This is a genomic window from Enhydrobacter aerosaccus (assembly GCF_900167455.1).
GTDB classification, from domain to species: Bacteria; Pseudomonadota; Alphaproteobacteria; order Reyranellales; family Reyranellaceae; genus Reyranella; species Reyranella aerosaccus.
On record NZ_FUWJ01000002.1, the window covers coordinates 888,621 to 901,692 of the forward strand.

Annotated in this window: 15 protein-coding genes; 6 read left to right on the plus strand and 9 right to left on the minus strand. The window is 64.1% G+C overall.

All coding sequences use genetic code 11. The features are described 5' to 3' along the window. Positions 1-76 precede the first annotated feature (76 nt). Together B5D62_RS13495 and B5D62_RS13500 are read right to left on the minus strand one after the other, a co-directional pair. The gene (locus tag B5D62_RS13495; protein WP_085934359.1) at positions 77-796 is read right to left on the minus strand and encodes an amino acid ABC transporter permease; all 720 of its coding nucleotides are present in this window, start codon (positions 794-796) and stop codon (positions 77-79) included. Positions 797-808: 12 nt separating this feature from the next. Further along, positions 809-1,582, minus strand: a complete 774-nt coding sequence (locus B5D62_RS13500) for a transporter substrate-binding domain-containing protein (RefSeq protein WP_218191053.1) — start codon at positions 1,580-1,582, stop codon at positions 809-811. A gap of 143 nt (positions 1,583-1,725) precedes the next feature. Here B5D62_RS13500 and B5D62_RS13505 point away from each other — a divergent pair, with 143 nt between their 5' ends. Next, entirely contained in the window at positions 1,726-2,619 is an 894-nt protein-coding gene (locus B5D62_RS13505; RefSeq protein ID WP_170920925.1) for a TauD/TfdA dioxygenase family protein, read from the plus strand. 118 nt (positions 2,620-2,737) lie between these two features. Here B5D62_RS13505 and B5D62_RS13510 read toward each other — a convergent pair whose 3' ends face one another. Beyond that, positions 2,738-3,385, minus strand: a complete 648-nt coding sequence (locus B5D62_RS13510; protein ID WP_085934362.1) for a hypothetical protein — start codon at positions 3,383-3,385, stop codon at positions 2,738-2,740. Positions 3,386-3,598: 213 nt separating this feature from the next. Next, positions 3,599-3,955: a hypothetical protein gene (locus B5D62_RS13515; RefSeq protein ID WP_085934363.1), complete on the minus strand. Its 357-nt coding sequence runs from the start codon at positions 3,953-3,955 to the stop codon at positions 3,599-3,601. A 255-nt stretch (positions 3,956-4,210) separates the two neighbouring features. Between B5D62_RS13515 and B5D62_RS13520 the strand changes: the two genes are divergently transcribed. The 5 genes from B5D62_RS13520 (at position 4,211) to B5D62_RS32885 (ending at position 8,505) form a co-directional block, all read left to right on the plus strand. Further along, entirely contained in the window at positions 4,211-5,143 is a 933-nt protein-coding gene (locus B5D62_RS13520; protein ID WP_085934364.1) for a ribose-phosphate pyrophosphokinase, read from the plus strand. A 90-nt stretch (positions 5,144-5,233) separates the two neighbouring features. After that, entirely contained in the window at positions 5,234-5,935 is a 702-nt protein-coding gene (locus B5D62_RS13525) for a 50S ribosomal protein L25/general stress protein Ctc (protein WP_085934365.1), read from the plus strand. 24 nt (positions 5,936-5,959) lie between these two features. Next, on the plus strand, positions 5,960-6,598 hold the full coding sequence (gene pth / locus B5D62_RS13530) for an aminoacyl-tRNA hydrolase (RefSeq protein WP_085934366.1): 639 nt from the start codon (positions 5,960-5,962) through the stop codon (positions 6,596-6,598). Between the two features lie 3 nt (positions 6,599-6,601). After that, positions 6,602-7,699, plus strand: a complete 1,098-nt coding sequence (ychF, locus tag B5D62_RS13535) for a redox-regulated ATPase YchF (RefSeq protein WP_085934367.1) — start codon at positions 6,602-6,604, stop codon at positions 7,697-7,699. A 101-nt stretch (positions 7,700-7,800) separates the two neighbouring features. Continuing rightward, entirely contained in the window at positions 7,801-8,505 is a 705-nt protein-coding gene (locus B5D62_RS32885) for a homing endonuclease associated repeat-containing protein (protein WP_139373866.1), read from the plus strand. A gap of 49 nt (positions 8,506-8,554) precedes the next feature. Here the strand turns inward: B5D62_RS32885 and B5D62_RS13545 are convergent, their stop codons facing one another. The 5 genes from B5D62_RS13545 to B5D62_RS13565 form a co-directional block, all read right to left on the minus strand. Beyond that, positions 8,555-9,148 (minus strand): outer membrane protein, encoded by a 594-nt coding sequence (locus tag B5D62_RS13545; protein WP_085934368.1) that lies wholly within the window; start codon positions 9,146-9,148, stop codon positions 8,555-8,557. A gap of 215 nt (positions 9,149-9,363) precedes the next feature. Next, positions 9,364-10,128, minus strand: a complete 765-nt coding sequence (locus tag B5D62_RS13550) for an ABC transporter ATP-binding protein (RefSeq protein WP_085934369.1) — start codon at positions 10,126-10,128, stop codon at positions 9,364-9,366. Positions 10,129-10,130: 2 nt separating this feature from the next. Then, positions 10,131-10,958 carry an ABC transporter permease gene (locus B5D62_RS13555; protein WP_085934772.1) on the minus strand — a complete coding sequence of 276 codons (828 nt, stop codon included), beginning with the start codon at positions 10,956-10,958 and terminating at the stop codon, positions 10,131-10,133. A 67-nt stretch (positions 10,959-11,025) separates the two neighbouring features. Beyond that, positions 11,026-12,036 carry an isopenicillin N synthase family dioxygenase gene (locus B5D62_RS13560; RefSeq protein ID WP_085934370.1) on the minus strand — a complete coding sequence of 337 codons (1,011 nt, stop codon included), beginning with the start codon at positions 12,034-12,036 and terminating at the stop codon, positions 11,026-11,028. Positions 12,037-12,056: 20 nt separating this feature from the next. Further along, positions 12,057-13,058 carry an ABC transporter substrate-binding protein gene (locus B5D62_RS13565; RefSeq protein WP_085934371.1) on the minus strand — a complete coding sequence of 334 codons (1,002 nt, stop codon included), beginning with the start codon at positions 13,056-13,058 and terminating at the stop codon, positions 12,057-12,059. Positions 13,059-13,072 lie beyond the last annotated feature (14 nt).

The following is a 13,072-nucleotide window of genomic DNA, read 5'->3' on the forward strand; positions in this document are numbered from 1 at the left end:
AGCCATCCGCGATCCATGCGCAGCAACCGACTGCTGCGCATGGCGCGGCCGGGCGCTTCGCGGAGAATGAGGGCGACTATCTCGGCAGGACCGCCTGCTCAATCGCCGGCGCGATCGCGGACGGCCCGGCTCGATAGGCTCGGTTGAAGCGTCGTTCGAGCCAGCGCTGAGCCTGATCCCACAGGGACGTCAGGATCAGATAGTAGATGGCGGCTGCCGCGAACACCTCGAGCACGTCGAACTTGATCTGCATGATCATCTCGCTGCGGCGCATCAGCTCCTCCATGGAGATCACCGACGCGATCGAGGTCGCCTTCAGGAGTCCATTCACCGAATTGCCGATGGCTGGAATGATGATCCGCGCCGCTTGCGGCAGCGTCACCAGGACCAGGGTCTGACGACGGGACAGGCCAAGGGCCTTGGCCGCGTCCGATTGTCCGGATGGAACCGCCAGAAATCCGCCGCGGATAATTTCCGCCATGTATGCCGCTTCATTGGCGATCAGGGCGACCAGCACCGATCCGAGTACGCCGAAGCGAACGCCGACCTGGGGCAAGCCGGAATAGATCATCACCATCTGGATCAGAAGCGGCGTCCCCCTGAAGAACCAGATGTAACCACCGGCCAGCCGCTGCGCGATGACAGAGGGCGCGGACCGCAAAAGGGCCACCAGCAGACCACAAGCGAAGCCACCGCCGAGGCCTGCCACCGTAAGTCCCGCTGTCACCAACGCGCCGACAAGAAGGAAGGGATTGCCGAGGGCGTTCAGGAAGTCGGCGACGTCGAAGCCCTTCATCGCGAAGACTGTCTACTTCGGACCAGGTCCGCGGATCGCGAACGTGGAGTCGGGCGACTTGGTAAGATCATAATGGTCGAACAGCTTGTCGTAAGAGCCGTCCGCCTTCATTGCCGTCAGCGTCGCCGCCACCTTCTCTGCCACTGCACGGTTCCGGAACATCATCGTCGTCGGCGCACCGCCCAGTCCGGTCGCCGTTATCTCGATCAGGCCGCGCCGCTGGATCTCCTTTGCCGTCTGATCGATCAGGACCGCCACCTCGACCTGCCCTGCTCGCAGCGCCGCCAGGACATCGGTGGCTGTCTTGAAGGTCAGGATGTCGATGGATTTGGCGCCTTTGGCTACCTGCTCCTTGTCGGCGCCGCGCAGCCAGCGTTCCTGATACGAGTTCACCTCGACACCGGCCATGTGGCCCGCGAGGGCCGCCACATCCGTCGGCTTCAGCGCCGCGCCCTTCGCGATCGCAATGCTGATCGTCTGCTGGGCATAGGGCACGGTGTAGGCGATCTTGGACCGCTCCTCGGTCCAGAACATGCCGGTGTCGATGCCGTCGAAGCGACTGGCGGTCAGAGCGGGAATCATCGGCGGAAAATCCATCCTGATGAATTCCAACGGGATGCAGAGCCGGTGCGCCACTTCCTTCATGAGGTCGACATTGAGCCCCTGCAATTCCCCCTTCTCGTCGACGAATTGTTGCGGCGGCAGCGTCGGATTGATCGACATCTGCAGCTTGCCGGCAGCGACGAGGTCTGTATCCGCGAGCGCCGGCTTGCATGTCTGGGCCATCGCCCCTGGTCCACACAGGGCTACGAACATGATGGAAAGCGATAGCCAATGACGACGCATGTACTTCCTTCCACGGCCCAGAACTTGCTTCAAATTCCTGCAATATCGGTGCCACCGTTTCCGCCGCGGGAATGAGGAGAGCAATGGAGCAGATGGATTGGCGTGCCGCTGCAGCCGCACGCGGTTTGACGATCATGGATCTCGCCGACCATGCAGGAACAGCAATCGAAGGACTGGATCTGCGCGAGCCGCTGGACACGCAGACGCGCTCCCTCATTCGTGCCGCCTGCATCGACCGCGTTGTGCTGCTCTTCCGTGGACAGCAGCAGCTTCCGCCCGCGGACTTCCTGGCCTTTGCACGCCAGTTCGGCGGGAGACCCGACCTGCATTCGCTTCGCCACTATTGCCTACCCGAACATCACGAGATCTTCGTCGTCGGCAATGTGCACGAGAAGCAAGCGAGCGTTGGTTCACCGCGTGTCGGACTGAACTGGCACACGGACCACTATCATCTGCCCGAGCCCGGTCTCTTCACTTACCTGCACGCGATCGAGGTGCCGGTCGGCCAGGGCGATACGCGCTATGCCAATGGCATCGCTGCGTATGAGGCACTCCCGCCCGAGAAGCGCGCACAGATCGAGGGCATGAAGGTCCTGCACAGCCGCGCTCGCCTGTTCAAGAACCTGTTCCCCGAGGCGAGCGAAGAGGAGATGGAAGCCGAGCGGCGCAAGATTCCGGATGTGATTCATCCGCTCGTCCGCACGCATCCGGAGCTGAGCCGGCGCGGCCTCTATCTCGGCGGCGAATGGGGGTCGTGCATTGACGGCATGGGTGCCGAAGAAGCGCAGGCCCTTTACGACGAGCTGCTCCATCACATGATCCAGGACCGCTTCTGCTATCGCCACGCCTGGCAGCCGGGAGACGTCCTGATGTCCGACAATCGATGCAGCATGCATCGCGCCAGCGAATGGGACGAACAGACGAAGGTGCGCCGCCTTCATCGCATCATCACGATCGACGATCGCGCGCCCTATTGATCCCTGGGATCGCGCCGCGGCGGCCACTCCGGCCTTCGCTCGATCGGCGGATCTCAGGTTCCGGTGAAACGAGAAGGCCGCCCTTTCGAGCGGCCTTCCTTGCGAGAGATAAGAGAGATCAACGGCGCGGGCAGCTCGACAGGGGCGCGTGCGCCGCGGACGCCGCGTTCAGGCAATCCGTGGTCGTGCGGTAGGCGTTGGGGTTGAAGTTGCCCTGATAGGCCTGGGCCGTCTGTCCCTGGTACTGGCCCTGATACTGGTATTGCGCGGTGCCTTGATAGGGAGCGCCATTGCGGCCGGGCAGGCACGACTCGCCCTGCGTCCGATTGCGTTCGCAGGTTTCCATGTTGTGCTGCACGACCTTGCCAACCCGCGTGTTGGGGTCGATGTCGCCGTTGTAGGGGACGGACGCTGCCGACGTCGCGCTATCGCCACCCGGGCCGGCCGACGATCCGCCGCCTTCACCGCCCGCCGCGGCACTCGCTCCTCCATCGGCGCCGCCGCTGGCACTGGCGCCGGCGGCGCCCGCGCCGGCTGCACCCGCAGCGCCAGCACTGGACGCGCCGCCTCCGGCTCCACCGGCTCCGGTACCGCTCGCACCGGCTGAGCTGCCGGCCTGCGCGACCATGTTCTGGAAGATCGGATTATGATGCGAGGCCGCGGTCGATGCGGCCGTCGCCGAGGACTCGGCCGAGGCCAGGGCCGGCAGCAATAGCAGCGACGCGGCGGACGACAAGGCGAGGGTAAGAGCGGTACGTGAGGACATTGCGTGCTCCATCGATTGTGTGGACCTACGCGTCCTCAACGGTGCACGAAATTCCGCAGTTCCGCGCAGCATCCAAAGCGTGCGGATTGGCTGGATTCAGTGGGCCCCCGCGCCGTCCGTGCAACCGCCGAACCCGAGGCGCCGTTCCTGCAGCGAGCCCTCCAGCGTGACCATCGGTTGCAGCGCTTGTGCTACTCGGATGCTGCTCGGGAGCTATTCCACCCGGGCCGAGAGTTCCGGCACCAGCGCTTCGACCAGGCCCAGCAACTCCTCACACAGCGCGACGACGGATCGGATGCCCATCGATCGGGCCGCGGGTTCGTCGCCGTCGACCAGCCGCAAGTGGCTGCGGCGGACGGCGACGTCGATCTCCTCGCATTTCCTGAGAAGGCGCCGGCGGTTGGCTTCGATGTCAGGCTCGCGCCCGTCCGACAGCGCCAGGACAGGGTGCGCCGCCGCCAGGATGTGCTTGAGCTCGCGCGCGGCATCGGGCCGTTCTGGACTGGAGCAGTAGTCGGCCGCCCCCTCCGCCACCATTCGGAGACAGGACAGCAGTTCGAAATAGGCCATGGTGTTTCCCTTCCCTCCCCGAAAGAGAACGGCAGCAGTCGCAGAGGAAAGGGACGACTCCGTGGCCATACCGAGGCCATCCAGGGCGGCAGGCGGCAAGCGGCGCCGGCGGGTTCGGAGACAGCGCCATTTCAGGCCGTTTACAGAGTGCGGAACGATTGGTATGTTCCGCCCCGTCGCGGCCGGGAGTGGCCGTTTTGTCGTTTCAGATCAACGGCTTAACGCGAACCCGCCCGGCGATAGGGGTCGCGATTCATGAAGATTCTCACCGGCAACAGCAATCGTCCGCTGGCGGAAGCCATTTCGGCCAAGCTCGCACTGCCGCTCGTCAAAGCCAATATCCGCCGTTTCTCGGACAATGAAATCTTTGTCGAGATCCTGGAAAACGTGCGCGGCGAGGACGTGTTCGTCATCCAGTCGACCAGCTTCCCCGCCAACGACCATTTGATGGAACTGCTGATCACCATCGATGCGCTCCGCCGCAGCTCGGCGCGTCGCATCACCGCGGTGATCCCCTACTTCGGCTACGCCCGTCAGGATCGCAAGACCGGCTCCCGCACCCCGATCTCGGCCAAGCTGGTCGCCAACCTGATCACCAATGCCGGCGCCAATCGCGTGCTGACGCTCGATCTTCATGCGGGCCAGATCCAGGGCTTCTTCGACATCCCACTCGACAATCTCTACGCCGGGCCGGTCTTCTCCAAGGACATCCAGGAGACGCTGGCCAATCGCAGCCTGACCGTAGTGTCGCCCGACACCGGCGGCGTGGTGCGCGCCCGCGCCATCGCCAAGCGCATCGATGCCGATCTCGCCATCATCGACAAGCGGCGCGAGGCCGCCGGCATCAGCGAGGTCATGAACGTGATCGGCGACGTGAAGAACCGCGACTGCATCCTGATCGACGACATCGTCGATTCGGCCGGCACGCTGTGCAACGCTTCCGTCGCGCTGATGGATCACGGCGCCAAGTCGGTCTGCGCCTACGTCACTCACGGCGTGCTGTCGGGCGGAGCGGTCGCCCGCGTCGCCGCCTCGCCGATCGAGAAGATGGTGATCACCGACTCGATCCAGCCGACCGAGGCGGTGCGCGTGTCCCCGAACGTGCGGCCGCTCAGCATTGCCAGCCTGATGGCCGAGGCGATGAAGCGCATCGCCGACGAGACCTCGGTCTCGAGCCTGTTCGATTGATTGAAGGAATTCCACGAGATCCGGCGATGGGCACCCCTGGAGGCCACGCCGCGATGAAGAGAGCAACAGAGACACACAGGAGAAGTTGAAATGGCAGAGACGACAAAGGTCGTCGCGAAGAAGCGGGACCGGGCCGGCAAAGGGGGCGCCCGTTCCAGCCGTCGCGATGGACTGATTCCCGCCGTGATCTACGGCGACAAGCAGCCCCCCCTCATGATCGCCGTGGAGCCGAAGTTGCTCCTGCGCGAGATCCACAAGGAGGGCTTCCTCAATCACCGGATGCAGATCGATGTCGAAGGCACGCCCGTCGACGTGCTGCCGCGCGACGTGCAGGTCGATCCGGTGACCGATCGTCCTCTGCATCTCGACTTCCTGCGCATCGGACCGGACTCGATCATCACCGTGCAGGTGCCTGTGCACTTCCGCAACGAAGCGGCGGCGCCCGGCATCAAGCGCGGTGGCGTGCTGAACATCGTCATGCACGAGATCACCGTACGGACCAAGCCGAACCTGATCCCCGAGTATTTCGAGGTCGACCTGACCGGTCTCGAGATCGGTCATTCCATCCATCTCTCCTCGCTCAAGGTGCCGGAGGGCGTGCGGATGGTGACGCGCGAGAAGGACGCCACCGTGGCCACCATCGCCGCGCCGACCGTGGTGCGTGAGGCGGCCTCGGGTGCGGAAGCAGGCGCTCCTGCCGCTGCCGAAGGCGCGACCCCAGCAGCCGGCGCGGCAGCCCCTGCGGCGGCTGGCGCAGCGGCCGCCAAGGCACCGGCTCCGGCCAAGAAGTAAGGGGCGTTCGCGCCCCGTCTTCCCATGCTGCTGCTGGTCGGCCTCGGCAATCCCGGGCCGCGATATGCGGGGCACCGGCACAATGTCGGATTCATGGCGGTGGACGAGATCGTCCGCCGCCGTGTTTTCTCGGCCTGGCGCACGCGCTTCAACGGCGAGGTGGCCGAAGGCCATCTCGGCGGCGAGCGCACCATCGCGCTGAAGCCGATGACCTACATGAACGAGTCGAGCAAGGCCGTGGGCGAGGCGGTGCGCTTCCTCAAGATCCCGCTCGACCGCATCGTGGTGTTCCACGACGAGCTCGACCTCGCACCCGGCCGGGTGCGCATGAAGAAGGGGGGCGGTGCCGGCGGCCATAACGGGCTGCGCGACATCGACGCCCATGTCGGCAACGCCTATCGCCGGGTGCGCATCGGCATCGGCCATCCCGGCCACAAGGACCTCGTGCTGCACTGGGTGCTGCGCGACTTCGCGCCGGACGAACGCGACCCGCAGACCGGCTGGTTGCCCAAGGTCCTGAACGCGCTTGCGGAGGAGTCGGCCTTGCTGGTCGAGGGAACCGGCAAGGGCGACGAGAAATACATGAGCCGGGTGGCGCATCTCGCGCCGCCTCCCGATCTGCCGGCCCGTCTCGACCTCAAGGGCCTGCACAGCAAAGAGTAGAGCATGGGTTTCAATTGCGGCATCGTCGGCCTGCCCAATGTCGGCAAGTCGACCCTCTTCAACGCCCTGACCGCCACCCAGGCGGCCCAGGCGGCCAACTATCCCTTCTGCACCATCGAGCCCAACGTGGGTCGCGTGGCCGTTCCCGATCCGCGACTCGACAAGCTCTCCGCCGCGGCACAGTCGGCCAAGATCGTGCCGACCCAGCTCGAATTCGTCGACATCGCCGGGCTGGTGAAGGGTGCCAGCAAGGGCGAAGGGCTCGGCAACCAGTTCCTCGGCAATATCCGCGAGGTCGATGCCATCGCCCATGTGCTGCGCTGCTTCGAGGACGGCGACGTCACCCATGTGGCCGGCAGCGTCGATCCCATCCGCGACGCCGAGATCGTCGAGACCGAGCTGATGCTGGCCGACCTCGACAGTCTCGAGAAGCGGCTGCCCAATCTCGAGAAGCGCGCCAAGGGCGGCGACAAGGAAGCGGCGACCGAAGCGCCGGTGGTGAAGAAGGCGCTCGACGTATTGCGTGACGGCAAGCCGGCGCGCGCGGCCTCTCTCAGCGATGAGGAGCGGCCCATCTTCGCGCGCCTGCAGCTCATCACCGGCAAGCCGATGATGTACGTGCTGAATGTCGAGGAAGCCTCCGCCGCGACCGGCAACGCGCACAGTGCCAAGGCCGAGGCCTGGGCCAAGGAGCGCGGCATTCCATCGGTCGTGATCTCGGCCGCGATCGAGGCCGAGGTGGCGCAGCTGCCGCCCGAGGATCAGGGCGATTACCTCGCATCCCTCGGGCTCACCGAGACCGGGCTCGCGCGCGTGGTGCGCGCCGGCTACGCGCTTCTCGACCTCGTCACCTTCTTCACCGTCGGCCCCAAGGAAACACGGGCCTGGACCGTACACCGCAACGCCAAGGCCCCTGAGGCGGCCGGTGTCATCCATACCGATTTCGAGAAAGGCTTCATCCGCGCCGAGACCATCGCCTACGACGACTATGTGACGTTGGGCGGCGAGGCTGGCGCGCGCGATGCCGGCAAGCTCCGCCTGGAAGGCAAGGACTATGTCGTCAAGGACGGCGACGTCTTTCACTTCCGCTTCAACGTCTAAGGCGGACGTTCATCCTTTCCGGGCCCTCTCCGCCGCCGGCGGACAGGGGGTAAGGACCGGAATCGTCGATTCGGCTCATCGAGGCTTAAGAAGGACGAGCGATGCCCCGCTCGTCCCGCTCACAAGTCTGCGCGATCCGTTTCCGGCCGCGCGATACGCCCCTGCCGACATTGATCGCCGATCTGCGTCGGATCGCGCGCCGCCATCGGCGGCGTCGCCTGACGATCAGCGTCTATGGTCGGTGCGGACGGTTCGCGACGACGACGATCCTGCGCCGATTCGGTTCGTGGAATGCGGCCCTCGAGGCCGCGGAGCTGCCGATCGGCCAACAGTGGGCCATTCCCGACGGCGAGCTGTTGCAGAATCTCGATAGTGTCTGGCGCAAGCTCGGCCGTCAGCCCACCGGTCGGGAAATGACCAAGAAGAACGGCTTCTCCCGCTTTTCGCTCTCGACCTACAAAAAGCGCTTCGGCAACTGGCATGCCGCGCTGAAAGCCTTCGCAAGGTTCAGGCGCCGGCCCACAGTCGGGACGACCATCCATCGCCACAAGCCGCGCGCCCTTGCGGTCGACCGGCGCATCCGGACGCCGCGAACCATCAGCTGGCGGCTGCGCGCCACCGTCCTGATCCGCGACAACTGCCTGTGCCGCATGTGCGGTGCGAGCCCGGCCAAGGATCCGGCCGTGACGCTGCATGTCGATCACATCAAGCCGTGGTCGAAAGGCGGCCCGACCACGCTCGACAACCTGCAAACGCTCTGCTCCGTCTGCAATATCGGCAAGAGCGACCTGCCGGCAGGCGCGTAGTGCGAAGACGCCGTCGCCGGCATCATTGCCCTACGCGCCTCCGCTCATCCTACTGCGAAACGCCGAACTTGTAGGTCGCACCGACCAGAAGCGAGATGTCGTTGTTGCTGTAGCTGTTGCCGTTGGTCGTGCCGTAGTATCGCGTCTCGAGATTGAAGCGCACGTTGGGCGCGGCGTTGTAGCCGATGCCGCCAATGGCCTGATAGGCGAACTGTGTCGAGCACATCGTGCATCCCGCCGAGACGGACGGATCGATGAAGGCAACGCCGATGCCGGCACCGACATAGGGCACGAATTTCGCGCCCGGCGTGAAGTCATAGAGCGCATTGCCCATGAGGGCGAACTGGTTGATCTGCCCGTTCACATAGGAGATCGCGCCGGGGAAATTGACCCAGCCCGACGAGATGTTGTTGCGATACATGCCCTCGAGTTCGACGCGCGGCCCGACAAAGTCGTAGCCGAGCTTGCCACCCAGCGCGTACCCGGTCTGGGACTGATAGCTACCATTGGTGAGCAGCCAGTTGAGGCCGGTCTCGATGCCGAAATAGGCGCCGGGCGTCGGAGCGATGGGGCTACTCTGCGCGTGAGCTGCAGCAACGGGCATGGCGAAGAGGGCCGCCGTACCCAGCAAGAACTTCTTCATTCTTTGACTCCATTAACTACGCTGACCGTTGAATGAAGCGGTGCCAAACGAATCGTTGGCCGATTCGTCGGCACGGCATCATCACGACCATATTGCGAAGCAAAGAAGGCGGAATGCCGGCGGCCGAAGTGCAATCGCCCTGTCGCTCATTCTTGTTGCCGCACACGGCGCGCTCCGTCATCCGGCGCGCAAAAACTCTCTGCGCGTACTGACGCTCAGGAGTTCGATCGGTCGACGTGCAGCATTTCCAGGACGTAGCGTTTGAGGTCATTGAACGCTGGACTGGTGATGTCGCGCGGCCGCGGCAGGTCGAGCGGTACCACTGCACGAATTTTCCCGGGGCGCGCGCTCATGACAACCACGTGGGTGCCGAGCGTGAGTGCTTCGTCTATGCCATGCGTGACAAAGACCACCGTACCCTCGTGGTGTTGCCACAGGCGCACCAGCTCGCCCTGCATTTGCATCCGCGTCTGCTCGTCGAGGGCGCTGAACGGCTCGTCCATGAGTATGACGCGCGGATTCATCAGGAGGGCTCGCGCGATCCCGACGCGCTGGCTCATTCCGCCCGACAGCTCCGCCGGATAATGATCTTCGAAGCCGGTCAGGCCGACCATGTCGATGAAGGTCTGCGCCGTGCGCCGATGCGCGCCTTTCTGTCCGCCCCTCATCAGCAGATGAAATGCGACGTTCTCCCAAACCGGCAACCATGGCATCAGCGTCGGCTGCTGGAAGACGACGCCGCGGTCGGCGCCTGGCCCGGTTACCAGTTGTCCATCGACCTTGACCGACCCCTCGGTGGGCCGCTCGAAGCCGGCGATCATGTTGAGCAGTGTCGATTTTCCGCAGCCAGACGGTCCCAATAGACAAATGAACTGATTGCGCTCGACCGCGAGATCGACGCCGGCCAGGGCAGTCACCTCCACATTCCGCTTGGCATCGCGAAACGCCTTGCAGACGCCGTTGATCTCGATGACCGGCATCGTCACCCCTGCTCGCCCTGCAGCGTCGTGCCGTGCTGCCAATGGAGAACTCGCGCCATCACTTTCCGGACCAGAAAGTCGCTGCCGTAACCCAGGAGGCCGATGCTGATCATCGCCGCAATCACGATGTCGTAGCGCATGAAGTAATAGGAATCCCAGAGCGTGTAACCCAAGCCGCTTTTTACCGCGACCATCTCTGCCGTGACCGTCAGCATCCAGGCAGAGCCGATGCCGATCCTTAGCCCGGCAAAGATGTCCGGCAGCGCCGCCGGAAAGACGATGTGGCGCAGAAGCTGCCGCGGCGTCCCGCCCACCATGGCGCCAGCGCGGATGAGCATGCGATCGCATGTCTTCACGCCGTGGATCGTGTTCAACAGGATCGGAAAGAATGTCCCGAGGAACACCAGGAAGATCGCCGGTTTGTTGGCGATGCCGAACCAGACGATTGCCAGCGGGATCCACGATACTGGCGGTATCGGCCTCAGTACCTGCAGGGTCGGTTCGACAATGATTTCGAATCGGCGCGACCAGCCGATGGCGATTCCCAGTCCGATGCCCAGCGCGGCCGCGATCGCGAACCCCGCAAAGACGCGGAGCGTGCTCCAGAAGGCCGCGATCACCCAAGTCCCACTATAGGTTTGCGTACTGCCGTCCGTGCCGAACATCCAGTCCGCGAAGGACCACAGAACCGCGGACGGTGCGGGTAACAGTGCCGCCGGAATCTGTCCGGAGCGCGAGAAGGCTTCCCAGCCGGCGAGCAGCAGAACGGGAACGATCAGACGCTGCCAGTTGCCGTGCCGTCGCCGACTGGCCGCAGATGCTGCCGCTATCGCGGCCGACGGCGTTCTCGCAAGCGCCGGAGGCAAGGCAAGCGATGGGGAGAGTTTCGTCACGGGTTCAATCCGCCGCCAACTGTCCGGCTGTCCGGGCAAAGCGATGGACGCGGTAGTTATGAACCGTCAGCGTCTCGTACCTCGGTGGCTGGTCGGCGGATTGGCACGTTGGCAGGCATTCGAGCAGGGTGTCGTAGTTGGGGCCGAAAAAGTAGCCGATCGACAAGCGGCGGCTCGTCGACTTCGCCTCCTCCGGCGGATTGATGACCCGATGCGGTGTCGACACCCAGCGATCGTTGGTCCAGCGCATCATCATGTCGCCGATATTGACCATGAAGGCGTCGTCCAGCAGCGGGGCGTCTACCCACCCTCCACCACGCCGCTTCACTTGAAGTCCGCCGCGATCGTTATCGGCGGTCAGGATGGTCATCATCCCCAGATCGGTATGCTCGCCCGCGCGCAGCTGGCCGGGTTCCGGCGCCTGAGTCGGCACAGGATAGTGCATCAGTCGCAACTGGCTGGTGTTGTGATCGATGCGATTCGCGAAGTAGTCCGGCGGCAACTCGAGCGCCACGGCGAAGCCCTTGGCGATGCCACCCGCCAGACGCTCGACACAATCCCAATAAGCCTCCATGGCCTGTCGCAGCCCCGCTGGCCGATCCGGCCATGGATTGGGGGCAAAGCTCGGATAGGCATCCGGAGCGAGATGATAGTCGTCGAGCGGCCATTTGTAGGGGCCGATGGCATAAAGTTCCTTCATGTCTGGAGGCGTTTCCCGGCCACCGAGCCGCGCCAGAGTCTCGTCGCCTGTAGCGATGTAGCCACGATTCTGCTCGGGAGCCGGACGCTTTACCCGCATCTTCTCGGCGTACGGCAAATCGAAGAAGCCATAGGCCTGATGGCTCAATTCCTCTTTGACTGAAGACGGTACGCCGTGGCCGACAACGGCAAAGAAGCCAATCCTCTCGCACGCGAGACGTAATTGATCGGCAACCTCGGCTACGGCTGCGGATGGGCCGTTCTGCAGAAGCGGGCTGACATCGATGATGGGAATGCTGACGTCTTGATCTCTCATGTCTGGCGTCCCTTTGCCTTCTACTTCCCGAGCTGTGCGGCCGTCTTGCCGGTCGCCTGCTCGAGGAATTGGTAATCGATGTGGCTATCGATGGCGCTCGACACGTCGCGATTGATGTAGCGGAGATCGAGCATGGACTTCGCGACCGCCTGCGCGCCATCGCGATGGATCGCGCGGTCGGGAAACAGATTGGGAATGCTGCCATCGGCGATCGATCGCGGAATGCCGGTGACCTTCACGATCACGTCGGCCCAGGCCGTCTTGTCGTGCGAGATGAGATCGTCGACGGCGAGCCAAGCCCGAACGGCGGCTTCCACGTCCTTCGGGCGCTGTGCGATGACGTCGGGTCGGGTCAGGAACAAGCCGGTCAGCGTTCCCGTCGACTGATCGTAGGGGAAGTTGAAGAACTTGGCTGCACCGGCTTGCAGTATCTGCGTCGCGAACGGCTCGACCGTACACAGCAATTCGGCTTCTCCGCGCCGCATGGCCTGAAGATGGTCGGAGGGATTGGCGATATTCACGAACTGCACGTCCTTGTTGGGATCGATGCCATGCGCCGCGAGCTCGCCACGCATATGCAGATCCTGCGCGTTCCCGCGTGAGGCGGCGACGCGGAACGGCTTGCCCTCCTTCTTGTAGTCGGCAATCAGCTTCTTGAGACCGTCCCAGTCATCCTTCTGGATGGGAAGATCGTTGCCGATCAGCATCTGCGAGCCACCATTCACGTGGCCCGAGATAGCGACGACGTCAAAGCCGCGATCCATGGCGACGACGAAGCTCTGGTAGGTCGACTGCGCGATGTCGACATTCTTCGTTACGAGCGCAGTCAGCGCGTCACTACCGGTGTTGAAGGCGACGGCATCGATCTTCACGCCCTTGGCGAACTCGGGCATCAACGACACCGGGGTGCAGTGCGCGCATTTGGCGTAGGCGACACGGACAACGGGAAGATCGGCGGCCCGGGCGAATCCGGAAGCCAGGAGTGAGACAGCAAGACTGACGGCGACGACCATGAAACGCATCGTTGTTCCTCTCG

Bases quoted from the DNA above. Each gene is read 5' to 3' on its own strand.
- B5D62_RS13495 (WP_085934359.1), bottom strand. From the start codon at position 796: ATGAAGGGCTTCGACGTCGCCGACTTCCTGAACGCCCTCGGCAATCCC.
- B5D62_RS13500 (WP_218191053.1), bottom strand. From the start codon at position 1,582: ATGGCCCAGACATGCAAGCCGGCGCTCGCGGATACAGACCTCGTCGCT.
- B5D62_RS13505 (WP_170920925.1), top strand. From the start codon at position 1,726: ATGGAGCAGATGGATTGGCGTGCCGCTGCAGCCGCACGCGGTTTGACG.
- B5D62_RS13510 (WP_085934362.1), bottom strand. From the start codon at position 3,385: ATGTCCTCACGTACCGCTCTTACCCTCGCCTTGTCGTCCGCCGCGTCG.
- B5D62_RS13515 (WP_085934363.1), bottom strand. From the start codon at position 3,955: ATGGCCTATTTCGAACTGCTGTCCTGTCTCCGAATGGTGGCGGAGGGG.
- B5D62_RS13520 (WP_085934364.1), top strand. From the start codon at position 4,211: ATGAAGATTCTCACCGGCAACAGCAATCGTCCGCTGGCGGAAGCCATT.
- B5D62_RS13525 (WP_085934365.1), top strand. From the start codon at position 5,234: ATGGCAGAGACGACAAAGGTCGTCGCGAAGAAGCGGGACCGGGCCGGC.
- pth (WP_085934366.1), top strand. From the start codon at position 5,960: ATGCTGCTGCTGGTCGGCCTCGGCAATCCCGGGCCGCGATATGCGGGG.
- ychF (WP_085934367.1), top strand. From the start codon at position 6,602: ATGGGTTTCAATTGCGGCATCGTCGGCCTGCCCAATGTCGGCAAGTCG.
- B5D62_RS32885 (WP_139373866.1), top strand. From the start codon at position 7,801: ATGCCCCGCTCGTCCCGCTCACAAGTCTGCGCGATCCGTTTCCGGCCG.
- B5D62_RS13545 (WP_085934368.1), bottom strand. From the start codon at position 9,148: ATGAAGAAGTTCTTGCTGGGTACGGCGGCCCTCTTCGCCATGCCCGTT.
- B5D62_RS13550 (WP_085934369.1), bottom strand. From the start codon at position 10,128: ATGCCGGTCATCGAGATCAACGGCGTCTGCAAGGCGTTTCGCGATGCC.
- B5D62_RS13560 (WP_085934370.1), bottom strand. From the start codon at position 12,036: ATGAGAGATCAAGACGTCAGCATTCCCATCATCGATGTCAGCCCGCTT.
- B5D62_RS13565 (WP_085934371.1), bottom strand. From the start codon at position 13,058: ATGCGTTTCATGGTCGTCGCCGTCAGTCTTGCTGTCTCACTCCTGGCT.